The sequence below is a fragment of the Variovorax sp. LjRoot175 genome (genome assembly GCF_964253805.1).
Taxonomy (GTDB): Bacteria; Pseudomonadota; Gammaproteobacteria; order Burkholderiales; family Burkholderiaceae_C; genus Variovorax.
The window spans coordinates 636,440-662,715 of the sequence record NZ_CAXURY020000002.1; the positions used below are offsets into that span (position 1 = coordinate 636,440).

Consider the following 26,276-nt stretch of genomic DNA (forward strand, 5'->3'; position numbering starts at 1 on the left):
AGTCATGGCACTCAATCCCGTTGAGCGTCGTCTTGTCGACCTTCGCCAGCACTGGGAGGCGTTCCGCGCCGACCAGTCGAAGCGCCTCCTGGTCTGGGAGGTGCCAGACAGCGCCACGCGCATGCTCCAGTGCTTCTTCGAGGCGCAGAAGCACGAATCGGAATATGCAACGGGGGATCTCTTCGTTGTGTTCGATGCACCTTTCGCCAATTCGATCCAGTATGCCCGGGCGTTGAAGCAAGCGCTCGCGGGCCAGTACGAGGCCAGCCGCGAAGCGCTCGACGCGCAGGGCATCACCGCCGACTGGCAGTTCGATCCGCAGGACTACCCCGATTCCGCGAGCGGATTCCTGGGTGGCCTCCGTTCATTCGGCTCGGGACACCATGCGCACATCGGCCATCTAGTCGCCGTGTTGATGCCCGAGAGCGTTGCTGACGATCGTGCCTGGGCATCGTGGCTGTCGCGCGCGCTCGATGCCGGTCCACCGGAACGCTTGAGGCTGGCCGTGATCGATTCCATTGAGGCGCCGCGTCTCGCAGGATTGAGTGCCAAGGCGCGCGAACTCACGTATGTCGATGCGCCGAAGATCGACGCATTGGCCACGGCACAGGAAACCTTTGCGCAAGAAGCGGTGCCAGGCCCGGTTGGCGTATTTCGCAACTACCTGATCGGCCTGGTCACGCTGGTCGAAAAAGGATCGGCCGACCAGGTCAAGGCGAAGGCAGCGGATGCCGTCGTGTTCGCCCGCAAGCAGAAGTGGGCCGACCAGGAGGTGGCGGTCTCGATGCTGTTCGCGGGCGCGCTGCTCAAGGAAAAACGATTCGATGAATCAGCCGAGGTGTATCGGCATGCCCGCCAACTAGCGCTGCAAGCGGCGGCTGTCGGCCACCCGGTCGGCCGGCAACTTGTGCTGCAGACCTGGTTCGGCGAGGCCGGCGTCCACTTGGCCGCGGGCGCCGTGCCCGAGGCCGCGAAATGCTATGACCAGGCGGCCGCCATCGCCCAGCAGATCCCCAACCTCGTTCTCGCGATCGAAGCGCTTCGCATGGGTGCATTTTGTCACGCGCGCGTGCGCGAAAGCGAGCTTGCGACGGAGCGTGGATTCCAGGCGCTGAGCGTCGGCGAGCGACTCAAGCCGGATGCGCGCGCGATCACCACGTTGCCGCTTGCCGCGATGGATTTGCTTCGTGTCATCGACCCCGAGCGCGTCGGCCTGATGGAAGGCATCAAGCAGCGGCTCGATGCGCGTGTCGAGGCGTCGGGCGCAGCCGCCGAAGCCCGGGCGGCGGACCTCGAGAACAGCAGCGACGCCGAACAGTTTCGTGCGGTGGAGAAGGATCTGGCACGCGAAATTGAGCATGGCGGGCGAGAGGCCGCGCAAGAACTCGACGCAGTGGCGGCAGGTGGCAATGAGCAGTTCGTCGACATCTTTTCTTATGCGCGCGAGCTGATTGGACCTCAGTGGCCGCTGGGGACCGCCTTGGCCTTGCCGGCCGCTCCGCGGGCAGGCGCGTCGGCGTGCATCGACGGAATCGCTGCATCATGATGCCCGCAGCCAAACACGGCGATCCGCAGCTTGGCGTGGACATCCATCTGTGCGTCGTGCCGCCCTCGCCGTCACCCGTGCCGTTGCCGACGCCGCACATGTCGATCGTGTTCGACCCGTTCGACTACGTGCCGTATCTTGGCGCTACGGTCACCGTCTGCGGGATGAAGCGGGCGACCGCAGGCACCAATGCGATAGTGGTGCATATCCCGCCCGGCTTCCCATTCGCGCCCAAGCTGCCCGACAAGGATGACGAACTTTTTATGGGCAGCGCGACCGTGGTCGCGGATGGCGATCCGTTCTCGTTCATCGGGGTGCCGGTGCTGGGCTGCCAGGTGGCAGGCATGATCAGCCCGCCGCGGCTCAAGAAGAAGGGGAAGAAGCTGATGCTTCTTCCGACGACCTTCAATCTCGCGATCCCGACCACCGTTTTCGTCGGTGGTCCGCCGACGATCTCGCTGATGGGCATGGCGTCGAAGCTCGGCTTTGCGGCCTTCGGCAAGTTCCTGAAGTCCAAGTTCTTCAAGCGCATCCGGCAGAAGCTTTTCGGGCACATGAAGCCCGGCTTCCTCAAGTGCCTGATCTTGCGCGCCGAGCCCGTGAACATCCTGACGGGAGAGGTCTCGATTGAGCAAGAGGACTTCACCCTTCCCGGGCGTATTCCGATCCAGTGGACGCGCAGCTACGCATCGGGCAATCGCCGCAGGGGCCTTTGCGGGCACGGCTGGGAGAGCCCCGCCGACGGCCGCATCGAGATCGATGCAGACGGCGTGTCGATGCACTATCCGGGCGTGGGCCCGCTCCACTTTGCGCAATTGCCCATCGCGCAAGGCGAGGCTGGGGCCGAGCTCGAGCTAATGGACGGCGCACTGCTGACCGACCACGGCACCGAATTCCGGGTGCGGACCAAGGAAGACCGCATCTACCATTTTCCCAAGGAGCTGGTCGCTGCCAACGCCGAGGGGAGGCCGGAGCTCGCGCTCGGGCGCATCTCCGATCTCTGCGGCAACTGGCTCGAGTTCGAGCGTCGACAGGGCTGCCTCATTGGCATCAATGAATCGGCGGGCCGGCGCATCGACATCGTCCTGGAAAACAACCTCATCCGTGAGGTTGCGCTGTACCTGCCAGAGACAGAAAGGCGTCACACATTCATCCGCTTGGAGCATGACGTCGAAGGTGATCTGGTGGTGGTCCGCGATGCGCTGGACAACGCATACACCTTCGCTTACGACGCGCATCACATGGTGCGCCATACGGATCGCAACGGCCTGTCGTTCTACTACGATTTCGACCGGCCTGTCGAAGTCGACTGGCGCGTGGCGCACGCCTGGGGTGACGGCGGCTTGTACGACTACCGATTCGAATACCTGGATGCGCTGAACGAGCGCCGCATCACCGATTCGCTGGGCCATGTTTCGATCGTCAAGCTGGACGAGAGTGGATTGCCGATCTCCGAGATCGATCCGCTCGGCGGCATGACGGTCTATGAATACGACGACGTCGGACGCACCACCGCGGTGGTGGACCCGGCCGGACGCCGCACCGAGTATGCCTACGACGAACGCGGCAACTTGCTGAAGCTGGTGCGCCCCGATGGCGCGGTCATCGCTACCGTGTTCGACGAGGCCGACAAGCCCGTGACGGTGACCGACCCCAACGGCGCCGCGTGGCAGCAGCGCTTCGACGCCCGAGGTCTGCTGCTGCAACAGGTATCGCCACTCGGATATGTCAGCCGTTATGAATACGGCCACCACGGCCAGTTGCTGGCCTTCGTCAATCCGCGCGGCGCACGCACCGAACTGCGCTACGACGCGGAGGGGCAACTGGCGCAGATCAACGATGCCCTGGGCCATGCCACGCTGTTCGCTCACGACGTGCTGGGCAACCTCGTGGCCAAGGGCGACGCGCTCGACCGTCGCACCCAGTTTCGCTACGACGCCAAAGGCCGGCTGATCGCGGTGAAGCTGCCATCGGGATCGGTGGTGCAGTGCGGTTATGACGCCGAAGACAACCTCACCGAGTACATCGACGAGAACGGCGCCATCACCCGGCTGGAGTATTTCGGCCAAGGAGAGGTCGCTCGCCGTATTCAGCCCGACGGCCACCAGGTGGAGTACCTCTACGACACCGAAGAGCGGCTGATCGGCGTGCGCAACCAGCGTGGCGAGGTCTATCACCTTAAGCGCGACCCGCTCGGACGGATCGTCCAAGAAGTTGACTACTGGGGCCAGCCACGTGACTACGGCTACGACCACAGCGGATATCTCTTGTGGAGCCAGGACCCGCTGCGGCGGCGGGTTGCCTACGACTGCGACCCGCTTGGGCGCATCGTGAGGAAGACGATGACTGATCCCTTGGGAGCCGAAGAGCCGTGGGACGAAACCTTTGCCTACGACGCCAACGGCAACCTAATAGAAACAGCCAACGCGCATGTCGCGGTAAGGCGTGAGCTCGACGGAGAAGGCCGGCTGCTGAAAGAGGTGCAGGCACATACGACGGGGCAGAACTTCACAATTGAAAACACCTACGATGAAGCTGGCAACCGCGTTAAGCGCAGCACAACCAGCAGCGCCGGGCAAGGCCATGTGACCGAGTATTCCTACGACCTGCTCGATCAGGCATGCGGCGTTTACATCGATGGTGCGTCGCCAACGAGCGTGCAGCGCGACCCACTGGGCCAGATCTCCACCGAAGAACTCGCGCCGGGACTGACGCGCACCTATCGCTATAACGCCGACGGCCTGATTACCGAACAGACCGTGGAAAAAGACGGCAATGCAGTGTTTGTGACCCGCTACGAATACGACGCCGCCGGCAACTTGACACTTTCGAGTGATAGCCATTTGGGTGTGAATCGATACATATACGACCCTATGGGACGCATCCTGGCGCACTTCGATCCCCACGGACAGCTAAATCGATTCTTCAACGATCCGGCGGGCGACCGACTATTGACGCAAATCGTCGAATCGGAACAGCCTTTAAGGCAGGTCTGGGGAGTGGGAGACGGTTGGCGTCGCGAAGGGCAATACATGGGGGTTCAGTATCGACTCGACCGCGCGGGGAATTTGACGAAGAAGGTGGACGGGGATGTTCGGCTGGACCTGGCTTGGGATGCCAATCAGCGCCTGATCGCGAGCAGGCGCACGACGGATCAGCGCGCGAATGTGACTTTCTATGGATACGATCCATTGGGGCGCCGACTGTTCAAAGAGACGAATGGCGATCGGAGGTGGTTTGGATGGGATGCGGATGCAATGGCATTTGATTGTGATGCGATCAGAAGAACGGAAACCATGTATCGTCCCGAAAGCTTCGAACCCATATATCTTTGCATCGAGGCGATCAATTTGGGTCCACTTCACTATGGCGTAACAATCAACGGTTGTCCAACTCGCCTGTTGGACGATCAAGGGGGAATTCGGTGGACTGCCAATCCCGGCACTTGGGGATATGTCGACGACTCTGGTGTGAGCGCCTTCGCTGCGTTGACCCGATTGCAAGGTCAGTATTTCGATTCGGAAACCGGCCTGCACTACAACCGCAACAGATACTTTGACCCTCTGGCGGGAATGTTTGCCTCCGTCGATCCATTTCGGTTGGACGGTGGCCCGAACGTCTATTCGATGGGGCCGAACAGCCTAGCCTGGATAGACCCCACCGGACTAAAATGCTACGTTGCGGTCCGAGATCCGACGCGAGGCGTGGTTCGAGGGCGCCGACTCTCCCAAAAACAGGCATTGGGTCGAATTCGCCGCGGGCTGGACGTGATTGCGGACTCGGCAAGCGAAGCGGCCAGTCTTGCGAAACGAGCGCTGGTGGGCAAGCCGATGAGACACGGCCCCCATGGACCGCCGCCACAATTCTTGCCGCACTATCATCCGGCGCAGCACGCGAATGCCTCGCACATCTTCTATCCGAACTAGGATATGCATGAGCCTGATACTTATTGCATTTTGTACTGGCGGTGGCATTGAACGAACTCCCGTTCCCAACGCGATGCATGCATTTCCCGTCAAGGCTCAATTGGTAGGCGAGGGCGATGAGCTCGTTGCGATTGCTTTGACCGACGGAGTCGCCTCGGATCGTTTCTTTCGCTTCACGAATGACTCGCTAGGTCGCGATGGCGACAGGCTGCGCCGAGCGCTGTTGAGCTTCCTCACAGCTGCGCGCAACCCAAACGGCTACTTGATGATCAAGCCGGTGCAAGCTAAAGGACAAGTCAAGCGCGTGGCATTCGACCCAGCGAATGCCATGCGATTCCCGCTAGACAAGCTGGATGACGCGCTCAAGGCGTTGAGCCCAGGCAAGAGTGTTCTATTCACGTGATGATGTTTTATCGTTTGTGGATTTGAAGCAACTTGCGCAGGGGCAGCAGGCCGACCTAAGGCGACCATGCAAAGCCGCACCTCCCAATTCGCCTTAATTCGACCCCGGCACAAAAAGCATGGCCTTGGCTGACCTCCAGTTCATCATCAAGAGCCAATACTATTCTATTAGGGCATAAAGCTTCTGAATTGACGCGGTATGTGGGAATCGGCTGGTTTGGGTCGTGTCCCAGGCGGGCCGATGATCTTGGGAGTGCAATCCATAGGCACGCGCGTCGGTGCGTGGCGATCGTATGACACGTAAGGCGAGTGGCGCCGCTTGAGCATCCGCGGCGAGCGCTTGTTCAGCGTGCGCGTGGCGCGGATCCGGGCGCAAGCTTCGAGCAGTTCATTGAACCATCGTCGTCGACGCCTCGGGCGCGCTGGGGGAAATGCCCCGGAGCGGGGCTGTGCGCGGCGAAGCAGCTGCACATGCCCTGTGAAGGACAGCTCGGCATGCGGTATTCGATGCCGCGTGGCGCCCTGATGCAGCAGCCAGCGCACCGAGTAGTGCGCCAGCACCCAGCCATAGAACTCCTGGCGTACGAGCTCCGCGGTCTTGCTGCGCAGCACGCGCCGGCTCTGCCGCAGGTGCGTCTTGAGCTCGTCGAACACGCCCTCGATTTCCCAGCGCTGGTGGTACACCGCTGCCAGGTCCAGCGCCGGTGCGATTTCCGGGTCCAGCATCGTGGTCAACAGCCGGTAGCGCGGCTGCGCATCGGCCAGTCCCGGCAAGGCGTATTCGATGACACGCACGACGATGGCTTGGCTCATCGCCTCGCTGCGGCTCACGCCTGTGGGATAGATGGCACTGAGGTACGAACCATCGTCGAGCATGCGATGGACGGGCAACTGTCGGCTGCGCATGCAGCGCCTTGGAGGTCGTCCAGGCGCTGCTGCAGCGCCGAACCTTGCGACTGGGCCTGCGCCAGTGCGATGCCCTGGGCGGCGAGTTGATCACGCAGGGCGCGTTCGGTCTGCTGGGCAGACTGCTGTACATCGCGCAGCGCCTGACGCTCAGCGTCGAGCAGTTCGGCCGCGGCTTCCTCGCCGCGCACGCGGCGCTGCTGCTCCTTTGAAAGGTCGCCCTCGAGCTGCTTCGTCGCCTGGCGCGCGCGGTCGACATCGGCGAGCATGCGTGTCTCATGCGCGGGGCGGCCGTTCTGGAGGTTCTGGTAGCTGCGACTCCGAACTTGCGGACCGTCTGGAGCGCGACCTTTGGCGCATTCCCATTCGCTTGAATGCAGCCGAGACTTCGGCTGCACTTGACCCCAAAGAACGTACATGACCCCAACCCATCCCTCCCCAACCAAGATGGCGCTACCCAGACTTCGTTTCCGCAGGGAGGGTGAGCGGCGGCCATTTCGACGTGGCGACCTGGCCATGGGCCGAAACGCGCCCCACGAATGCGCGATCGTCGTGTTGTGTGCCGGGGAGTCCGACGCACTGGATGGAAAGCTCCCTGTGAGGACGATTCGTGGGGGCGACATGGATCTGGCACCTGGTGATCTGGTCCTCCTTGCGGGAGTCGACACGCAGGAGTTCGGGCCGGGGCTCCATGATCTGCTGAGGTTCATCGACACCGCCGCTGCCGGCTCCTGAGCCTTATTGGCGAGCGGTATCCAGCCGCAACGCGGTATTCGAAGCCTTGCCCTCTAGCCCACACAGCTCGTGCAGGGGGATGGCGTCGCGGAAGCGGGAGCGGCCGGACGCCGCGGAATCCGCGCTCAGGCCGCGAACGCTTCGCCGTCGGCGGCCTGCACCGGGATGTGGGCGCGCTCTTCCTTGATGAAATTGGCTTCGTCCACGAACACCAGCTTGGGCCGGTGGCCACGCACCTGCTCCTCGGGCACCAGGCCGAAGGCGGCGATGATGACCAGGTCGCCCAGCGAGGCCCGGCGCGCGGCCGAGCCGTTGAGTGAGATGATGCCGCTGCCGCGCTGGCCGCGGATCGCGTAAGTCACGAAGCGCTCGCCGTTGTTGATGTTCCAGACATGGATCTGCTCGTTCTCCGCCAGGTTGGCCGCCTCCAGCAGGTCTTCGTCGATGGCGCAGGAGCCCTCGTAGTGAAGCTCGCAATCGGTGACGGTGGCGCGGTGGAGATGGTCAGATGAGGCCCCCATAGTGGGGGCACGTGTGCCTCTCGCCTCTGGCAGGCCAAGTAGACCCTGTCCGGGACGTTCAGCATCAGCCAAGGCGCAGCGCCAACGCTTCCTCGCCGTGCACGAACTCAACGCGGGGTTCACCTCCGCGCAGAAAAACTTCTGCCGCGCGGACTCCTAGTCTTACTGTGTTAGTAATTTGAGCGAAATCAAGGCATTATGCGCACTTCTTCAGGAGAAGGGTGAACCTTGATGGAAGACTTACAGGAATTCGAGCGCTACATGGCCCATCTGAGCGGGGGGCTGGGTCATTCCGACCGTCATGCGGGCTTGCGGGGTTACACCACGGGGCTGATGTCGCCGCTGCAGCGCAAGAGCGTGGAGCCGATGGCGGCGCATATGGACCCGCTGAATGTGCGTTCGCGCCACCAGTCGCTGCACCACTTCGTGGCCGATGCGAATTGGTCGGACGAGCAGATGCTGCTGGGGGTATGCCAGTGGGTGGTGCCGTTGATGGATTTCAGCGACGGCGGTTGGTGGATCATCGACGACACGGGATTTCCCAAGCAGGGGCGGCACTCGGTGGGCGTGGCGCGCCAATACTGCGGGATGCTGGGCAAGCAGGACAACTGCCAGGTGGCGGTGAGCGTGTCGCTGGCCTGCGCGGCGGCCAGCATTCCGGTGGCGTGGCAGCTGTACCTTCCCCAGGAGTGGGCCGACGACCCGGCCCGACGCGAGAAGGCCCGCGTGCCCGAAGCGCTCGAGTTCGCCACCAAGCCTCAAATCGCGCTGCAGCAGATCGAACACCTGCTGGCCCAGGGGGCGCCGAGGCACTGCGTGTTGGCCGACGCGGGTTACGGCGTGGACACGGCGTTTCGCGAACGCCTGGGCGAGCTTGGCTTGCGCTACGTCGTGGGGGTGACAGGCAGCGTCACGGTGTGGCCGCCCGGGCACGAACCCCTGCCGCCCAAGCCTTACAGCGGCAGGGGCCGTGTGCCACGGCGGCTGCGCCACGGCGATGCCACCGCCCCAAAGCACCGGCCCCGCACGGTCAAGGACGTGGCCTTCGACATCGAGCCCGACGACTGGCAAGAAGTCACCTGGCGCGAGGGCACGAACTCTCAGCTGCGCTCGCACTTCGCCCGAGTGAGGGTACGTGCGGCGCATCGCGACCAGGAGCGCAGCGAACTGCGCGAGCCGCAATGGCTGCTGATCGAATGGCCCGAGGGCCACGACGAACCGCTGAAGTACTGGCTGTCGACGCTTGCCGAAGACACACCGCTGGAGCGCATGGTCTATGAGGCCAAGATGCGCTGGCGCATCGAGCGCGACTACCAGGATCTCAAGCAGGACCTGGGCCTCGGACAGTACGAAGGCCGAGGCTGGCGCGGCTTTCATCATCACGCCAGTCTCAGCATTGCCGCCTACGGCTTCTTGCTTGCGCAACGGCTGCAGCACCCCGCCGAGATCGACGGTAAAAAAAACTCCGCACGCCAGGAGCCTGCCCTACCCACGCATTACAAACCTCGGGGAAGCCCAGAGGGCGCAGCGCCACGTCCCATCCTCCATCACGAGCTTGCGATTGCGTATCGGCGCGCTGCTGGCTCGTAACCTGCCTCGGTGTCCCTGTTGTCTTCGGCATCAACCAGCACCAAATATCTAACACAGTAAGACTAGGTGCAGGAAGGAATTCTCCGAGCCGGCGGACGCGATGGCAAGCGACTCGAGTAGCGCCGCAATCGACGTCGGACTACCCCCTCTGATGTAGTACTTCAGTTCGGAAAAATACGAACGCAGCGCGGGGGGACTTGGGTAACATGGTGCTGTCACATTGGTTGACAACCAGATTCAATGATGCCAAGGGAGTTACGTCTTGCGGCTCACCAAGATATCGTTCGGGGCTTTCCTGCTGTGCATCGCGAGCCTGCTCGCGTCGTCGCTGGCCTGGGCGCAATCTGCCAGCGTCGTCGGCATCGTCGAAGGCGCCGCCACGCTGATCCGCCAGACCACACGCTACACGCTGGCCGAGGGCGTGGCGTTGAATGAGCAGGACATCATCGAGACAGCGCCCGGCGCTTTCGCCCAGATCGAACTTCCCGGGGGCGTCCTTGTCGGTATCGGTGAATCGACGCGGCTGATGATGCGGCCTCGCGTTGGCAAGGGGCTCGCGGCGCCGCCGCTGTATCTGCTCCAGGGCTGGCTCAAGACCAGCAGCAGCGGGACCTTCGGCTACGCAAGCCCCACCTTCGAGATCGCGACGCAAGCCGCCAACACCGTTGTCTACACGACCGGCGCGCAGTACGAGGTGTTCGTCGAAAGCGGCGCCGCCAAGCTGACGCTGCGCGATGGCGCCCAGACGATCGCCCAACTGGCCGGCGGCGACTTCGCACAACGGCGTGAAGGTGCCACACCGACGGTCGCGCGGCGCGCCGCGCCCGAGTTCCTGGCCAAGGTGCCGCGCCAGTTCCGCGACCGGCTGCCGGCGCGCGGCGAGCAGTTCGCCAAGCGCAATGTCGCGCCCAAGGCGCTCGGCGAGATCGCCTACACCGATGTGGCCGCCTGGCTGCGCACCGAACCGGCGCTGCGCCTGCCGCTGCTGCCGCTGTGGCGCTCGCGTGCAGCCGCCGACCTGAGCTTCCGCGCGGCGGCCAAGGCCGAGCTGGCGCGGCATCCCGAATGGGAACCCTATGCAGACCCCGAGGGTTATGCGCGCCGCCTGGCCGAAGAGGCCGAGCGTCGGCGCGCGCGGGAGGCCGCGCGCCAAGCCGCCCGGGCCGCCGCCGCCGCTGCGGCCGCAGCGGCGGGCACCGGCGCCGGCTCGGGTAAACCATAGTGAACCGCCGCGTGTCCAGCCGCAACTCAGCGACTACAGACAGCCAGGACTGGAGAACCACATGCGCCTCTTATTCAAGTTCAACCTGATCTTCCTGGTCGTCTTCGTCGCCGGCGTGGTCGGCGCCGGCAAGGTTTCCTACGACCTGCTGCAAAGCAACGCCAAGGAGGAAGTGCTCAACCACGCGCGCCTGACGATGGAAAAGGCGGTGGCGATACGCACCTACACCAACGACCAGATCCGCCCGCTGCTCGAAACGCAGATGAAGTACACCTTCCTGCCCCAGACGGTGCCGGCCTACTCCGCCACCGAAGTGCTGGCGACGCTGGCCAAGAGCTTCCCCGACTACACCTACAAGGAAGCGACCCTGAATCCGACCAACCCGCGCGATCGGGCGGCCGACTGGGAAGCCGACATCGTGAATCGTTTTCGCACCCAGGCCGACAAGAAGGAGTTCGTTGGCGAGCGCGAGTCGGGTACCGGGCGCTCGCTCTACATCGCGCGCCCGTTGCGCATCACGAACGCCGCCTGCCTGGTATGCCACAGCACGGTCGAGGCAGCGCCGCGCACGCTGATCGACAAGTACGGTCAGGCCAACGGGTTCGGCTGGCAGTTGAATGAAGTGATCGGCGCACAGGTGGTGTCGGTGCCCATGGCGGTGCCGCTGGCGCGCGCCGAGCAGGCCTTCAAGGTCTTCATGGCTTCGCTCATCGGCATTTTCGTGGCCATCGGCATCGTGTTGAACCTGATGCTCTACCTGCTCGTGATCCGACCGGTGACGGCGCTGTCGAAGCTGGCCAACCGCGTCAGCCTGGGCGAGCTCGATGTCCCGGAATTCGCGACGCATGGGCGTGACGAAATCGGGACGCTGGCGCAATCGTTCGCGCGCATGCGTCACAGCCTCGATCACGCCATCAAGATGCTCGACACCTGAGGTTCACCGCGCGTATGTCCGCACCCATCCCATCCCATGTCGGTCCGTACCCGATCCGCGGCGTGGTCGGCTCGGGTGCGATGGGCATGGTGTACCTGGCGCATGACCCGGCCATCGACCGTCCGGTGGCGATCAAGACGATCCACCGTCGCCTGCTCGACTCGAGCGACGACGACCCGAGCGTGGCGGCGCGCTTTCGCGTGGAAGCCAAGGCGGCAGGGCGGCTGACGCACCGCAACATCGTCTCGGTCTACCAGTTCGGCGAAGACAACGACTGCGCCTACATCGTCATGGAGTACGTCGCCGGGCGAAACCTGCGCGATTACATCCAGGCTCCGCGCAAGCTCGAGGTGTCGCAGGTGCTGTGCCTGATGCTGCAACTGCTCGACGGCTTGCACTACGCCCACGAGCGCGGCATCGTGCACCGCGATATCAAGCCGGCGAATCTGCTGATTGCCGATGACGGGCGCTTGAAGATCACCGATTTTGGTATCGCGCGAACCGAATCGTCGAATCTGACTCGCGGCACTTCCGTCATCGGGTCGCCCGGCTACATCGCGCCCGAGCAGTACACCAATAGCGACGTCGACCGGCGCGTCGATGTGTTCTCGGCGGGCGTGCTGCTCTACCAGATGCTCAGCGGGACGACGCCATTCGTCGGCACGGACGACGCGATCATGTACAAGATCGTCTACGAGCCGCACAAGCCGCTGAGCGAGGTGATGAAGGACGCCGCGCTCGAGCCCTTCGACGCGGTGCTCGACCGCGCGCTGGCGAAGGATCCGGCGCAGCGCTACGCGACCGCCATGGAAATGCGAACCGCGCTGCTGGCGCTCGCGACGGAGGCGGTGCCGGATGTGCTTGCGGCCGACATCCTGCTCGCTCCTCGGCTCAAAGGCCCCGAGGCGAAGCCGGCCGTTGGGAAGGTGCGCGACCCGTCCGCGCCCTGCAGGCCGAGCTCGACATCGGTGCCGTCGGTACCCGACCCGGCGACGACTCCCCTGACGCCCTCGAAGCCGCTGCCCGTCACCGGCCCGCCTTCGGTCCCGGTGCCCACCGGATGGGACACCGCGGCGCTGGCCGAGGTCGAACGCGAACTGGCCCAGCATGTTGGACCGGTGGCTCGCGTGCTGGTGCGCCGCGCAGCGCGCGGGTTGACCTCGCTGGCGGCAGTGCGCCATGCCGTCGCCAGTGCGATCGTCGATTTTGAAGCGCGCGAGCGCTTCCTGGCCAAGGCCGGTGCGCCGCGCAGCGATACCGCGGTCTCGGCAGCGGCCGCCAGCTTCCAGTCCACGCAGGTCGGGGGCGAAGCGCCGAGCGGCGTGCCGATGCTTGAGGGGGATGTCGAGAAGGCGGCCGCCGCACTCCTTTCCTCACTGGGACCGATTGCGCGGGTCGTCGCCAAGCGCTGCGCTGCGAAGTCGCATACCCGCGAGCAGTTCGTCGCCAGCGTGGTCGAACAGCTCATGCCGAACGTCGATGCCCGCCGTGTGCAGGCCGACTTGTGGCGTGCCCTCGGCTGAACTCGAGCGCGCCGTGATCGAGCTGCGTGTCACGCGCCGACCCGGCGCCACCGAACCCGATGCGACGGCGCTTCCGCTGCCGCCCGAGGGCCTCACGATCGGCCGCGCCGTCGATTGCGGCCTGGTGCTGGCTGACCCGCTGCGCCTTGTGTCGCGCCAGCATGCACAAGTGATCGTGGCCGACCAGGCCGCGCGCGTGCGCTGCATCAGCAGCACCGCACCCTTGTGGGTGAACGGCATGCAGCTCGACCCGGGCGGCGAACGGGCCCTCTTGGTGGGCGACCGCTTGCGCATCGGCGGGTTCGAGCTCGCCGTCGAGCCCGTGGCGGCGGCGGCTGCGCAGCGCTCGCGCCTGGATCGCTGGTTCGATCTGGACGCAGCGCTCGATCCACTCGCTGCCGAATCTCCGCTGCCGGCCCTTGCACCTTCGGCCGAAGCTGCGGCAATCAGCGCGGTGGTGTCGTGGCAGACGAGCCGGCATGTCGTGCGCACCATCACATCGATAGCGCCGAGTGCGCCCTCGATGCCACCGGCACCGCCGCCCCTGCAGGCCTCTCTGCCGGCAGTGACACCACGGCCACCGCCCGCCGCGGCGGCCCATTCGCGTTCGGCAGACATGTCGCCGGAACTGCGTGAGCTTGCGGCGGCTTTCGGTCGCGGCGCCGGCCTTGGCGCCGAGGTAGCGCCGCTCACGCCGGACTGGATGGAACACCTCGGCGCGCTGCTGCGGGCCACGGCCGAAGGCACGCTTGCGCTGCTGCAAAGCCGCGCGGTCGCGAAACGCCAGATGCGCGCCGAGGGTACGCACATCACCCCGCGCCAGAACAACCCGCTGAAGTTCTCGCCGGACGCGACCGAAGCGTTGACTCGAATGCTGCAGCGTGACGCGAGCCCCGGCTTCCTCGACCCGGTGGCGGCGTTGCACGACGCGCATCACGACCTGCTGGTGCACCAGGTGGCGATGGTGGCCGGCATGCGCGCGGCCGTGTTCGAGCTCTTCTCCCGGCTGGGTCCCGAGGCCGCCGAGAACGGGGAGGGGCCGGCGCACGGTATTTCACGCCTGCCCTTGCTCCGCGCCGCGGCCCTCTGGCATCGCCACCGCATGCAGCACGCCCAGTTGCTCGAGCACCTGGATGACGACTTCGAGACCATCTTTGGACGCGAATTCCTGCGCGCCTATGAAGCCCAGTCGCGCGTCAATGCCGACGTCGATCCCGCGCCGCCGGAGGATCCATGGCCGAGCGCGCGTTGACCGTCTCGCTCGCTGCGCTGTCGCAAACCGGGCGGCGCGAGTGCAACGAAGATGCCTTCGGCTATTGGGAAGGCGCCGGTTCGCTTGTCGCCGTTCTGTGCGACGGCGCTGGTGGGCATGGCGGCGGCCAGACGGCATCGCGCGCCGCCGTGACGCACGTGCTGGAAGCCTTCGCGCTCCATCCCGAGTTCAGCTTGAACGCGCTGCAGTGGCTTGTCCAGGGGGCCAACGGCGCAGTCGTCGCGCAACAGGTTGCCGGTACCCTGACTGCCGACATGCGCACCACCATCGTGGTGCTACTGCTCGATCTTCACAGCGGGGCGGCGCTCTGGGCCCATGCCGGCGACTCGCGCCTGTACCGCTGGCATGACGCCCGATTGCTCGGGCGCACGCGTGATCAAAGCCTCGAACAGCGCTTGCGCGACGCCGGCCTGAGTGCGACCGCCGACGCCTCGGGGCAGCTGACTTCGGCGCTCGGCTCGCCGGAAGGGTTCGACTTCGAGGTCCTGGAAACGCCGCAGGTGCTCGCTTCCGGCGATGCGCTGCTGCTGTGCAGCGACGGCCTGTGGTCGGCCTTCGACGATGTGGCGATGGCGCGCAGCGTGGTCGGCTGCAGTGGCGCCCAGGCCTGGCTCGATCGCCTCGAAGCGGGCGTGCAGCAAGCCGACCGCAGCGACCAGGACAACTATTCGGCGCTCGCGATCTGGTGCGCGGCGGGTTGAATTTCGAGCAGTTCGAGCAGTAGCGCCGGCTCCGGTGGCCAGGCCGCAGCCCGGGGAATGACATCGTGCGCAGCGGCGAGCGGCCACCAGAGGCTGGCCGGCTGCGACGGCCAGGCCTCGGCTGGCTTGAATTCCTGCTCGGAGCGCGGCGGCAACGCGGCTATAGCCGCCTCGAGCGCTTCGGGTCCTTCTGCTGCCGCGCCAAGCAGCGACGCGAGCCGTGCAGCGCTTTGGTCGGGTGAGGCCGGCGCGGCAAAGCGTTCGGCCAGCGTCAACGGAAAAGCGCGTCCGACACGATCGTGCGAAGCCACGATGATGCCGCACCAGATCTCGCCGGGCGCCGGCAGCGCCAGATAGCGCCACGGCGCGAAGGCGCGAAGGCGTTCGCGCAGCGCGGCGCCGTCCACCATCGTCGCGGCGAGGGCGAGGCCGCGCTGTAGCCAACCGTCCCAGTCGCCGCGCCAGCGTGGCGGCAGGCCACGGCCGACGAAGTCTCCGCGCGCGGGCAGCTTGCCGTACCAGGACACGCGACGCGACGGCAACTTCACCATGTCGCTTGCGGGCAGCGAAAACGTGCCAGCTCCCGGAGGGTCCAGATATCGGCGTCGGGCGCGCCGGATGCGCTCGCCTCGACGTCGAGGGTGCGTGTGTCGACGACAAAGGCCAGCCGCGCTGGCGCGCCCCGCTCGCCCTTCCAGTCGCCGCGCAACAGCACCCGAAGCCAGGCGAACGGACCTTCATGGACTTCGGCGCCGACCCCGGCGGGGCCGGGCGGCAAGATGCGCATCAGCACTTTCTGCGTCGACGCCGGTCCCGGCCAGACCAGTTCCTTGGAACGTGTCGGGCCGTTTTCGAAGCGCAGCAGCTGACCATCGACATCGATGCTGAACTGCAGCAGCTCGGCATCCATGCGCTGCGGCGTGAGGCGCAGCTTGAGCTCGGGCAGCGGAGCACCCCCGGGGAAGAACAGGGTACCGATCGCCGCCGCCTGCTCGAATGCACCCGGCATGCTCGCATCGACGGGTGAGCTGCGCGCTTTCCAAGGCCGGCTCGACGTGTCGACGCGTTCGCTCAACTGGTTGCGCCGGAATTCGTCGAACAGGCCGCCGGGTCCGAACAGGCGCGCGAAATCGGACGGTGCCATGTCGCGCGACGCGGCGGCGCCAAACGGAAAGCGCTCGCGCGTCAACGCGCTGCAGGTCTGCGCGAGTTCGGCCAGCGCGGCGTCGAAACTTGCCTTGGCGCCGCCGCGCGAGCGAATCAAGGTCCCGAGGCCGATGTAGACCTTGCGCAGCGCGACCGGCGCGCGGGCGGCCTCGGCGCGCAAGGTCGCGTCGAGCTCGGCATTGGCAGCCTCGTCGCGCTTGGCCGTAGCCAGGGCGTGAAGGCGGTCGAGCGCTTGCGGCCCGGCACCTGCCGCGTAGTCGCCGAGCGCGGCGAAGCGGGCCCGAAGCAGGCCATCGAAGGCGGCCTCGGCCGTGCTGCCGCCCTGGGAGGTCGCGCTGAACTCGTCGGCCAGGCGCGTCAAGAGGCGGCGCAGTGGCGAATCGGGCGCCGTGAGTTCTGTGGCCTGGCGCGCGGCGCCATCCGCATCGGTGCCGGGCGCCAACGCAAGGGCATCGAGTTGGCGCGACCAGGCGGCGATCACGCGCTGAGCCTGGCGCTTGCCGACCTGCGCGGCGATTTCGTCGCGCCAGACGCGGTCCTTCTGCAGACGCCGTACTTCGCTGCCGGTGTCGCCGAGCACCCAGTCCGCCTCGTTCGCGAGCTCATCGAAGGTCGCCTCGAGCGCCGGCACGAGCTTGCGCCGCCAGTCGCCGGCACTTGAATGCTCGGGCATCGGCCCGGCGCTCGACGCTGCGAACATGAGGGCGCCGGCCGCGCCGAGGCGCGTCGGCAGATCCTGCGCCGGTTCGGGGTCGGAAACGCGTCGCAGCAAGCGCTCGTGCACGCGCTGCGCCAGCGGCAGCGCCGCGAGGGCGCTGCGCGCCGCGCGCACCCCGGCATCGTCGGAGCGCATCGCCTCGGGCAGCCCGCTGCGCTCGAGCAGGGTCTCGACATGGCGCGCCCATTCGACGCGTTCGCCGGCGCCGCTCGCCTGTACCAGCGCCTGCTCGACCCAGGGTCGCAACTCGCCGCGGACCAGCCGCGCCGGGCTGGCGAGCATCAATGAAGCGCGCAGCGCCTCGTAACGCGTCGCGCTGTCCTCGGCCTCGCGCAGGTCGCGGCGCAAGCGCTCGATAAGCAGCGGCGCCAGACTGCGATCGAGCATCTCGCGGTAGGCCTGCTCCGCCGAGCGCCCCAGCCGCGGCCCCTGGAACAGCCCAAAGCCGAAGCCGGCGGGCGGTTCGTTCGGATCGATGCCATCGTTCGCGGCCAGGCGCTCGAGCAGCGAATAGAGCGGCAACACCTGCTCGAGGCTTGCCGACTCCAGCGAGCCGATGCGCTCGGTCAATTGCTCGACGCGCGTGCGCACCGTGTCGACATAGTCGAGGTTGCGCCGGTAGCTCTGCCACCACAGGGCAGATGCGGCGAGCAGAGCGGCGCCGGCAAAGCCGGCGCCGAACACGGCGGCTCGCCGACGCAAACGCAGCCGCTCCAGCCGCTGACCTGCCAGCGGCGCTTCGGCGATCACCAGGCGCTTCAGCAGCGAGTTCAGGAAGAACGACTTGCCGCCGGCGTCGGGTCGCGGCAGCGGCTTCAGCGCCAGGCCGTGGCTGCGTGCGAGTTCGCCGATCACCCGGTCGATCGGATTGCCCTCCTGGGTGCCGCTCGTCAGCGCGATCGAGCGCAGGCGCTGCGCCGGTTCGGCGACAATGCCGGCGAAGGCCTTGCGCACAAATCCTTCGAGAGGTGCGAGCAGGGCTTCGAACTGTGCCGCGAAGGCGTAGATCGGCAGGCGGCGCTGCGGCGTGCGTTCATGCTGCAGCGCCTCGGGGCCGCGCCGTGCCAAGCGCTGCGCGAGGTCGGCCAGGCGCGGCGCGAGATCGACCGGGATGCCGGCGACATCGGCGTCGAACACCAGGCCCCAGAGGTGCTCGCGTTGCGCGGCGTCGAGATCGCCGAAGGTTTCGACAAAGCCGGCGAGCAGGTCGGCCTTGGTCACCAGCAGATAGAGCGGAAAGGCGAGATCGAGCTCGCGGCGCAGTTCGTCCAGGCGCGCCGCGACCGCAGCCGCCTGGCGCGCGAGTTCCGCGCCGCCGTGCAGCAGGTCGGGCACGCTGACGCTGATGATCACGCCATTGATCGGCTGCACCGGCCGGTGCCGGCGCAGCAGCGCGAGGAATTGCTGCCATTCCCGGGCGTCGGCCGCGGCGTCACTGTCCTGTGTCGTGTAGCGTCCCGCAGTATCGATGAACACGGCGTCCTGGCTGAACCACCAGTCGCATTGACGCGTGCCGCCGGTACCCGCGAGCGGGTCGCGCCCGAGCCGTTCGGCGAGCGGAAAGCGCAGACCCGAATGCAACAGCGCCGTGGTCTTGCCGCCCCCGGGCGCACCGATGATCAGGTACCAGGGCAGCTGCTGCACCTGTCGCCGGCTCTGCCACCAGCGTTGGGTACCCTTCGCCTCGATGCCCTGCCGCAGCATCGCGAGCGCCTGGCGGAAGCGCTGGCTCAGTTCGGGGCTGGCATCGCCGGATTCGAGGCCCTTCAGCAGGCGCTCGTTGCGCCGCCGGGCCAGCAGCACCCGCAGCCCGCCCAGACCGAGCAGCAGGAGCGCGACCAGCGCCAGCAAGGCGACGCGTGTGCGCATGTCGTCGAAGGGATGCCAGTTGCCGAAGGCGAGCAGCGGTGCCGCGAACCACAGCAGGGCGCCTGCCGCGCCGAGGTTCACGGCGCTTTGCACGAAGCGGGTCGACGCCTTCATTCCGGGAACAGGACGATCTCGACCCGGCGCAGCGGCTTGCCGGCCGTGGCGTCGACGCGGGCCTCGACCGCGAGCCGCGCATCGCCGAGTTGCGGCCGCAAGACGTCGGCGGCGCCGCGCGCCCATTCCATCGCCTGATGCCAGGCCGAGGGCGTGCGGGCCGTCGGAGGATCGCTGCCATCGGTGTAGCCGACGACAAGTACCTTGCCCGGCAGCTTCGCGAGCGCTGCGCCGAGGCGCGTCAACGGGCCGGTGGCGTCGCCCAGCGCGTCGGCACTGACCACGACCACGCTGCGCAGCGCCTCGTCGCGGACCGACAACCGGCCGGCGTCGATGTCGTCACGCAGGTTCGGGGCCAGCCGCGGCGGCGCCGTCGGCGTGCCCGCCACTGGCACCGCCGTGGCGGTGCTTGCCGGCACGAGTTGCTGCAAGGATGCCAGCACGCCGTCGACGCGCGCCGCAAGCTGCAGCTGGCCGGCGCTGTAGACGCCCAAGGCCAGCACGCCGAGCAGCAGGACCGCCGGCAACGCGACGCGTGGCGCCCGCGGCGGGCTGGCGGCCGCTGCCGCGCAGTGCCAGGGGGCGACCAACGCCGGAGCCGGCGCCACCTGCTGCAGCGCGAGGTGCACGCGTGTGCGCAGGGATTCGTGTTCGCGGTTGTCGAGGACCATGCGCGCGCGCAGCCCGAGACTCAGGCAGGTGTGGAAGAGTTCGAGCAGCGCGCGGTACTCGCGCGGCTTTTCGGCGAGCCGCGTCAGCAGGCGCAACAGCTTGTCGCCGCCGTCGGCTTCGCCGTGAAAGCGCTGCAGCAGTCCGGCGCCTTGCGCACCCCAGGGCGCCGAGCCGAACTGCTCGTCGCCCCAGGCACAGAGCACGTAGCTCGCGGCCGCGATGCCGGCCTCGTCGACGCCTGCCGCGCGTGCATCCGCTTCGAAACGGTTCACCGCTGCAGCCAGCGTGCTGCGCAGCGCGGCCGGGTCGGCGGGCGTCGCGTCTCGCAAGCCGGCCATCAATGCCACGAGGGGGAGCGCCTGGGCGCGCAACGCACGCGCAGCGGCCGGCTCGTCGACGCCGTCCGGCCCGCCGAAAGCCGGCGATGCGGGCGCGGCGCCGGGCCGCTTCACTTCGCCCACCCCATGAGCAGTTGGCGCGCCTGCGCGTCGACGCGCGCGCGCGGCGCCAGCGTCCCGACGGGCAAGGGCAGGATGGCACGCCACTGCGAGTGCTCGATTTCCCGGAACGCACCGAACACCGCGACGGCACGCGCGTCGCCGCTCAGCTCGAGGGCCAGCTCGCGCGCTTCGCCAGGGCGCAGGTGCAGACTCTGGCGCACGAGCACATTCGACCCGAGGGTCGCCTCGTCATCGTCGTAGAGGCTGTCGAAACTCGCCTTCTCGAATCCGCTCGCATCGCGCAATACATAAATCCGCAGCGCCAGCGAGGCCGACGCGTTGCGTGCATCGGTGTTCAAGCTGCGCTGCGCCTGCACGAGCAACTGCAGGTTGCGTTTGGGCCCGGCCAGTACCGGTGCGGCACCGGGATTGAACATGAAATTCACGACCATCGAGGTGTTCACCCAGGGGATCTGGCGCTGAGCGGTGTCGCGCAGCACCTTGATGCGTACCGCCTTCATCATTTCTTCGACCTCGACGCCCGTGGAGCGCAGCTCGGTGGCGAGGTGGCGCGTATAGATGCTGTTGCCCCCGATCGGGCCGTCCTCGGCGACCCCGCCGGGGGCTGCAGAGAAAGCAATGAGGGCACCCGGCGCCGCCATCTCGGCCAGGCCGTTGGCGTTGCGCGATCGCCTGCGCGCCGCGAAGGGGTCGTTGCGGCAGGCGTCGATGATGAAGATGCGGGCGCGTGGACGCACCCGGTCGACATGCGCGAGCAGCGCTTCGTGCATGTCGATGGCCTCGTCGCGCACTTCGGCCTCGTCGCGCAGCGCGATATCGACCGGCAGCAGGTAGTTGCGCCCGCCGATCTGTACGCCGTGGCCGGCGTAGTAGAAAACCGATGCGACCTGATCGTCGTCCATGCGGCGCGCGAATTCCCGCAGCACGCGCTTGAAGTCGCGGGCATTGAGATTGAGATATTCGCCCACTTCGAAGTCGAGGGAACGCAAGGTCTGCGCAACCAGGCGAGCGTCGTGCTCGGGATTGTTCAGCGGAATTTCAGGGTATCGACCGTTGCCGATCACGAGTGCGACTCGGCGTTGCCTGGGGGCTTCGACCTTGGCCTGCGACTGAGCGTGGCAGACCCCACTCCACAGCACAGGGACGAGGCCGAGGCAGGCAAGAAGGCGACGGCGACGCATTGGAGTACCTTCGCCTTCGGCTGCGGTGCTATTCGACTTGGGAGCGGCCTGGCGTCTCATGTGTGAAGCCCTCCACTGGCGATCGCATCCCATTCTCGGCGCTGCGCAGCGGCGGCACAAGGGGAGCGCGCGGCCGCCGCGACGCGGCCGTGGTGCGGGCCCTGGGTGCGCGCGATCGTCCGTTCAGGAGCCGTGGAACTGCACGCGACGGTTCACGGCGGCGTACGGATCGGAGTCTGCGATCGGGCGGTCTTCGCCATAACCAACCGTCTTCAGGCGTGCGGTGTCGATGCCGTGGCGCTGCACCAGATAGTCACGCACTGCGCGGGCGCGGCCTCGCGACAGCTCGAGGTTGTAGGCATCGCTGCCGACGGCGTCGGTGTGGCCTTCGACCGTGACGATGCTCTTGGGCGCAAGCAGCTTGATGCCTTCGGCCAGCGCGTCGAGCTGGGCCCGTGCGGCCGGAAGGATGTCAGCGGAGTCGAAGGCGAAGCGTACCGGCAGGGACAGCGCCGAGGCGTCCGCGTTCGAGTCATCACGCGCAATGGGCGCAGAGGCCGAGGTACGCGCCGAGGTCTTCGCCAGTGCAACCGCCGCCGCCGCGACGAACTTCGTCGGGGCGGCAGGTGCATCATCGAGCAGGCGGATCGAACGGGTCTTGCCGAGCACCGCCGCCACGTCCAGCGGGTTCACGAGCTGGCCCTCACGATAGACGATCACCTTCTCGGCCTTCACCTGGGGGCTGATCAGGGCGGCGGCGAGGGCGAGGGCGAGGGTGCTGAAGTAGCGGGTCATTTCGGGCTCCTTGGGCGTTGGATTCGTCGATGCCCATGGGTTGCGCGCGCCGCCTGGTCGGTTCAATCTTTCTCGATCGACCCGATGCCGCGGATGGAACGTGTCACCACCGGGTCGCCGTGATAGCGCACGTGGCCGACACCCCCGATGCGCACCGCCAGCGTGGTGCTGGCAGCAAGTCGCACTTCGCCATTGCCATCGATCGTGACTTCGGCGCGCTCGCTGGCGAGCTTGGGTGCCAAATAGCTGCCCATGCCGGTGATGGCAAGTTGCTGCGCCATCACCTTGCCGCCCCCGACAGCGACTTCGCCGGCGCCGGTGATCCGCACGTCGAGGCTGCGCGCGTTTTCCAGGCGATCGAGGCGGATCGAGCCGCCGCCCGCCAGCACCAGCGCGAGCGCGTCGCTGCGCAGCGGTCCGATGCTGATCGCACCGGCCGTGCGCGACTCGAACACGCGCAGCGTCCGGACGCCGAGCTTCATCCGGATCGGCTGCTGTGTCTCGATCCGGCCGGGCGCCAGGCCGATGAGCAGGCGCCGGCCCTGAACCTCGGTCGTGATCTTGCGCAGCACCGCCGGCTCGGCTTCCAGGGTCAGCGTCTCGCGCGGGCCCTGCTCGATGCTGACCTCGCCGGCGACGGCGAACACGACCTGGTCGAAGTCGGCGACGCTGCGGGTCTCGGTGGCCGCCTGTGCCGGCTCGGCAAGGATGGCGGCAAGAACCGCGGCCGAAGCCGCGGCCCGAAGCGTTCCCCGCACGGGGAACACACGGGTGAACCAGTTCATGGTGCGGCTCCTGGGTTGCGATGAGCCGTGGCCTCAGCGCGGCAGCGCGAGGTTGGGTGGCGCGGGGTAGGGGCGCGCCTGGCAGGTGGTCCAGCCGGCATCGGTGACGATCACCGCCCCGCCGTCGCGGTCGATCGCCACCAGCTTCGCACCCTGCCGTGCGTCGGGGCCCAGGGTGACCGGCCCCTCGTCGAACAGCAGGCGGCCGTACTGCCAGCAGCGCAGCCGATAGGTGCCCTGCGCCTTCTGTCTCGGCACCGGCGTCGAGGCCGGGGGTGCGGGCGGGAGCCCGGACCCGACGCGATCGTCGGTGGGGGCGGCCGCGGTGGCGACGCCTGCCGTCGCGCCGAGGGGCAGTTGCAGGACGCCGACGGCGGCGACCAGGGCGACCGCGCCCACAGCGGCCAGGCGGATGCCGAGCTGCTTCGCACGGCCAGGACGGGACTCATTTGGCTTGGACACGGAAGTTCTCCTGGGCGAGCGTGCCGCCGCTGGCTTTGACGAAGGCGCTGCGGATCAGTTCGAGCGTGGCGCCGGGGAGGGGTTCGAAGTCGGCGCCGACCAGCGCCTGCGGCAGCGAAGCCATCACGTCACGCTGCGTCGCGAAGCAGGAAATGGTCTCGGGCACGCCCTTCGTGTTCATCGTGAGCTGGAAGCGCATCGCGCCGGGCAGCGCGAGCGGTTGGGCCGCGGCGACGCGCGAGTCGCGGGCGAAGCGGTTGGGGAAGAAGCGGATGACCTTGGCCTCCTCGTCCTGCAGGTAGCAGTAGACATGCGCATCCTGCGAGGGCGCGAGGGCCAGGTTGATCGCCTCCCCGCGGGCGAAACGGGTCTGCTGCTTCGGGGTCGTCAGCGAGAGCTTGAGCGCCGCCGCCTGTGCGTGGGCCGCCTCGGCTGCCGGGGTGGCTGCGGCCCTTGCGGCTGCTGCGGTCGTTGCGGCTGCGGCCACCGGGATCGATGCGGGGGCTCCGGCCACCGAGGCCGGCGCGACGTAGCGTGCAGGCTGGTCCGGCCGCTTGATCTTGGTGTGGTCGGCGGCGAGGAAGGCGTAGAAGAACTCCTCGTTGAGCACCGCCTCGCGGCTGAGGCCCAGCGCAGCGCGGTAGTTCGCGATCGCCTCGTCGATGGCCGGGTTGAATTCGCCGTCGATCGGGCCGTCGTAGAACGCGCGCCGGCGCAGCTGGTTCTGGAAGTAGGCGATCAGCTCGATACGCGTCGACGCCATCGCGTGATACCAGTCGAACATCTCGAGGCGCGTTTCGTCGTTCTTCTTCGGATCGGTCACGCCCAGGCAGGTCCAGTACGGAGTCTTGGTGAGCTTGCCGATGAGTTCGACCGCCGCGAGCTCGACCAGCCCGCGCAGCGCCTGCGTCTGGCCTTCGGCCTTCGCCAGGTTCATGCTGTAGTTGATGCCGAACTTGTGGTACGCAGCATCGCCGTCGATGCCGCTGCCCTGCTTCAGGATCATCACCGAGTTGCGCGAAGTGACGCCCGCGAGCACCGCCATATCGCTGGTCGTCAGCACGCTCAGGTCGAGCGCCAGCATGCTGGAGCCCGCATCCTTTGCCGCGCCGAGGTTGATGAAGGGCGCGAAGCCGATGCCGATGTCCTTCTGGTTCTTGACCAGGTTCTCGTCGAACTGCGACACCGAGCCCTTGATGTCGTACAGCGGGATGGCCTGGTAGGCCGACGCGCTTTGCGCCGAGGCGAGGTAGCTGATCACGTTCGCCGTGTCCTTGCCGAACGCGACCAGGCGCACCGCCCGGCTGCGCCGCGACATGTCCGACACCGACGAGATCAGCATGTCGCGCGTGCCGGCGTTCAGCTTCTTCGTTTCGTCGGCAATTTCCTCGGTCAGCATCGTGATGTCACGCACGCCGTAGTCGAGCAAGAGCGTGTCCATGCAGCGCAGCGCATGCGAGAAGCCGGTGATCGAGCGCTGGGGCCGGTCCTCGGGCCCCTTGCGGATCTCGTTGGTCTGCTCGATGGTGGGCTGCTTGACCTCGAGCGTCTGGCAGCCGGCGAGTGCGGCGAGGGCGGCGGCAAGCGCGAGGAGGCGCGCGACTTTGGGCGGTTTCATGTGAGATCTCCCTTCTGCGGGACGTCCGCTCAGCGGCACCCGCCGCGGCCGACGATGTTGATCGCGTTGGGTGCGAACACGAAAACCTCGCGCGGGCCGGCGCCGATGCGCCCGCCGGTGTCGATGTTGCCGATGCTCTGACTCCCGCAGCTGGTGGAGTCCAGGGAGTTTCCCTGTGACTTGCCTTGTTCGTCGGCCTTGCGCTCCTGGGCTGCGATACGGATCTTTTCCTTCGCGATCTTCGCGCGGAAGCGCGTATCGACGCCCATCAGCTCCTGCCCCGCCATTGCGTGGGCGCCGGCGCCCAGCGTGGCGGCGGCGAGGACGATGCGGGCGGTGAGGGCGAGGCTTGCGTTCATGGTGGTCTCCTGGGTGGGGAAGCGCCGGCGGGGGGAGACGCCGGCGCAGGGAAAGAAGAAGGACGAGGTCTTACTTCGCGACGCCGACGCTCTGGTCGGCGGTTGACAGGAAGCCCGCGGCGGTGTTGACCTGGCCCGTGGCGAGCACCGTCGAGTTCGTCAGCTTGCCGCTGCCTTGCGCGCCGCCGATCTGCTGGTGCGCCGAGGCCAGGAAGCCGCCGGCCACGTTGCTCACGCCGGTGGCGCCGACGAAGCTGCCCTGGACCTTGCCGTCGTCCTTGGCGAAGCCCACTTCCTGGTTTGCGGTGCTCAGGAAGCCGGCGGCGGTGTTGTTCACGCCTTGCGCGACCACGGCGGTCTGGCTGATCTGGCCGTTCTGGGTAGCGCGGGCGATGCTCTGGTTGGCCGTCGACAGGAAGCCCGCCGAGGTGTTGACCGCGCCGTTGACGATCACAGCCGTGTTGCGGACCTTGCCGTTCTGCTCGGCCACGCCGACGTTCTGCCGCGCGGTGGACAGGAAGCCGGCCGAGGTGTTGACGGTGCCGGTCGAGAACACGCCGGAGTCGGTGATCTCGCCGGCCATGGCGGCACCGAAGACGAGGCCGAGCGCGGCGAGGACGGAAAGTTTGGGAGCGGCTTTCATGGTGGATCTCCTGAAGGGTTGGCGGGTTGGGGGTGGCGGCATGCGCTTGCTTGCCTTCCGCTCCATGGGTTGCGGCGGGTCCGCAAACGGTTCAAGCGAATTGGCATTCGCGGCGGACAAGGCGAGCTGCAGGAATGAAAAGACCCGCCGGCG

The 26,276-nt window shown here is 67.0% G+C and carries 22 protein-coding genes; 9 read left to right on the forward strand and 13 right to left on the reverse strand.

Annotated features, from left to right (window positions below):
• Positions 1-4: 4 nt before the first annotated feature.
• From ACSQ89_RS33075 to ACSQ89_RS33085, 3 genes are read left to right on the forward strand one after another with little or no spacing between them, the layout of a single operon-like run.
• Complete coding sequence (locus tag ACSQ89_RS33075; RefSeq protein WP_436295766.1) at positions 5-1,546, forward strand: hypothetical protein; 1,542 nt, start codon at positions 5-7, stop codon at positions 1,544-1,546.
• Positions 1,543-5,472 carry a DUF6531 domain-containing protein gene (locus tag ACSQ89_RS33080; RefSeq protein ID WP_436295765.1) on the forward strand — a complete coding sequence of 1,310 codons (3,930 nt, stop codon included), beginning with the start codon at positions 1,543-1,545 and terminating at the stop codon, positions 5,470-5,472. Before ACSQ89_RS33075 ends, ACSQ89_RS33080 begins: the two co-directional genes overlap by 4 nt.
• Positions 5,473-5,479: 7 nt before the next feature.
• Entirely contained in the window at positions 5,480-5,875 is a 396-nt protein-coding gene (locus tag ACSQ89_RS33085) for a hypothetical protein (protein WP_436295764.1), read from the forward strand.
• 167 nt (positions 5,876-6,042) lie between these two features.
• Here ACSQ89_RS33085 and ACSQ89_RS33090 read toward each other — a convergent pair whose 3' ends face one another.
• From ACSQ89_RS33090 to panD, 3 genes are all read right to left on the reverse strand, one after another.
• Positions 6,043-6,780, reverse strand: coding sequence for a transposase (locus ACSQ89_RS33090; protein ID WP_436296868.1), 738 nt, complete (start codon positions 6,778-6,780; stop codon positions 6,043-6,045).
• Complete coding sequence (locus tag ACSQ89_RS33095) at positions 6,702-7,049, reverse strand: hypothetical protein (protein ID WP_436295762.1); 348 nt, start codon at positions 7,047-7,049, stop codon at positions 6,702-6,704. Before ACSQ89_RS33095 ends, ACSQ89_RS33090 begins: the two co-directional genes overlap by 79 nt.
• A gap of 591 nt (positions 7,050-7,640) precedes the next feature.
• Positions 7,641-8,036 (reverse strand): aspartate 1-decarboxylase, encoded by a 396-nt coding sequence (gene panD, locus ACSQ89_RS33100; protein ID WP_436296869.1) that lies wholly within the window; start codon positions 8,034-8,036, stop codon positions 7,641-7,643.
• Between the two features lie 231 nt (positions 8,037-8,267).
• Here panD and ACSQ89_RS33105 point away from each other — a divergent pair, with 231 nt between their 5' ends.
• The 6 genes from ACSQ89_RS33105 to ACSQ89_RS33130 all read left to right on the forward strand — a co-directional run bounded on the left by ACSQ89_RS33105 (position 8,268) and on the right by ACSQ89_RS33130 (position 15,279).
• Positions 8,268-9,626 carry an IS701 family transposase gene (locus tag ACSQ89_RS33105; protein ID WP_436296018.1) on the forward strand — a complete coding sequence of 453 codons (1,359 nt, stop codon included), beginning with the start codon at positions 8,268-8,270 and terminating at the stop codon, positions 9,624-9,626.
• A 262-nt stretch (positions 9,627-9,888) separates the two neighbouring features.
• Entirely contained in the window at positions 9,889-10,848 is a 960-nt protein-coding gene (locus ACSQ89_RS33110) for a hypothetical protein (RefSeq protein ID WP_436292854.1), read from the forward strand.
• Positions 10,849-10,909: 61 nt separating this feature from the next.
• Complete coding sequence (locus ACSQ89_RS33115) at positions 10,910-11,782, forward strand: c-type heme family protein (protein WP_436292855.1); 873 nt, start codon at positions 10,910-10,912, stop codon at positions 11,780-11,782.
• Positions 11,783-11,796: 14 nt separating this feature from the next.
• Positions 11,797-13,305, forward strand: a complete 1,509-nt coding sequence (locus tag ACSQ89_RS33120) for a serine/threonine-protein kinase (protein ID WP_436292856.1) — start codon at positions 11,797-11,799, stop codon at positions 13,303-13,305.
• A gap of 13 nt (positions 13,306-13,318) precedes the next feature.
• Entirely contained in the window at positions 13,319-14,557 is a 1,239-nt protein-coding gene (gene tagH, locus ACSQ89_RS33125; RefSeq protein ID WP_436296870.1) for a type VI secretion system-associated FHA domain protein TagH, read from the forward strand.
• On the forward strand, positions 14,539-15,279 hold the full coding sequence (locus tag ACSQ89_RS33130; RefSeq protein WP_436292858.1) for a PP2C family protein-serine/threonine phosphatase: 741 nt from the start codon (positions 14,539-14,541) through the stop codon (positions 15,277-15,279). The genes tagH and ACSQ89_RS33130 overlap by 19 nt, the downstream gene beginning before the upstream one ends.
• Here ACSQ89_RS33130 and tagF read toward each other — a convergent pair.
• The 10 genes from tagF to ACSQ89_RS33180 all read right to left on the reverse strand — a co-directional run bounded on the left by tagF (position 15,243) and on the right by ACSQ89_RS33180 (position 26,123).
• Positions 15,243-15,830, reverse strand: coding sequence for a type VI secretion system-associated protein TagF (tagF, locus tag ACSQ89_RS33135; protein WP_436292859.1), 588 nt, complete (start codon positions 15,828-15,830; stop codon positions 15,243-15,245). The two genes, ACSQ89_RS33130 and tagF, sit on opposite strands and share 37 nt — an antisense overlap.
• Positions 15,824-19,147, reverse strand: coding sequence for a type VI secretion system membrane subunit TssM (gene tssM / locus ACSQ89_RS33140; RefSeq protein WP_436292860.1), 3,324 nt, complete (start codon positions 19,145-19,147; stop codon positions 15,824-15,826). The genes tagF and tssM overlap by 7 nt, the downstream gene beginning before the upstream one ends.
• Positions 19,144-20,271 carry a DotU/TssL family secretion system protein gene (locus ACSQ89_RS33145; RefSeq protein WP_436296871.1) on the reverse strand — a complete coding sequence of 376 codons (1,128 nt, stop codon included), beginning with the start codon at positions 20,269-20,271 and terminating at the stop codon, positions 19,144-19,146. Before ACSQ89_RS33145 ends, tssM begins: the two co-directional genes overlap by 4 nt.
• Positions 20,268-21,461, reverse strand: coding sequence for a type VI secretion system lipoprotein TssJ (gene tssJ, locus ACSQ89_RS33150; protein ID WP_436296872.1), 1,194 nt, complete (start codon positions 21,459-21,461; stop codon positions 20,268-20,270). Before tssJ ends, ACSQ89_RS33145 begins: the two co-directional genes overlap by 4 nt.
• Positions 21,462-21,644: 183 nt before the next feature.
• Positions 21,645-22,256 (reverse strand): OmpA family protein, encoded by a 612-nt coding sequence (locus tag ACSQ89_RS33155; RefSeq protein WP_093103677.1) that lies wholly within the window; start codon positions 22,254-22,256, stop codon positions 21,645-21,647.
• A 62-nt stretch (positions 22,257-22,318) separates the two neighbouring features.
• Positions 22,319-23,041: a GIN domain-containing protein gene (locus ACSQ89_RS33160; protein ID WP_436292863.1), complete on the reverse strand. Its 723-nt coding sequence runs from the start codon at positions 23,039-23,041 to the stop codon at positions 22,319-22,321.
• A 33-nt stretch (positions 23,042-23,074) separates the two neighbouring features.
• Entirely contained in the window at positions 23,075-23,503 is a 429-nt protein-coding gene (locus ACSQ89_RS33165; RefSeq protein WP_436292864.1) for a hypothetical protein, read from the reverse strand.
• Positions 23,487-25,121, reverse strand: a complete 1,635-nt coding sequence (locus ACSQ89_RS33170) for a DUF4384 domain-containing protein (RefSeq protein ID WP_093103672.1) — start codon at positions 25,119-25,121, stop codon at positions 23,487-23,489. Before ACSQ89_RS33170 ends, ACSQ89_RS33165 begins: the two co-directional genes overlap by 17 nt.
• Positions 25,122-25,150: 29 nt before the next feature.
• Complete coding sequence (locus ACSQ89_RS33175; RefSeq protein ID WP_093103671.1) at positions 25,151-25,480, reverse strand: hypothetical protein; 330 nt, start codon at positions 25,478-25,480, stop codon at positions 25,151-25,153.
• A gap of 70 nt (positions 25,481-25,550) precedes the next feature.
• Positions 25,551-26,123: a hypothetical protein gene (locus ACSQ89_RS33180; RefSeq protein WP_093103669.1), complete on the reverse strand. Its 573-nt coding sequence runs from the start codon at positions 26,121-26,123 to the stop codon at positions 25,551-25,553.
• Positions 26,124-26,276: the final 153 nt, after the last annotated feature.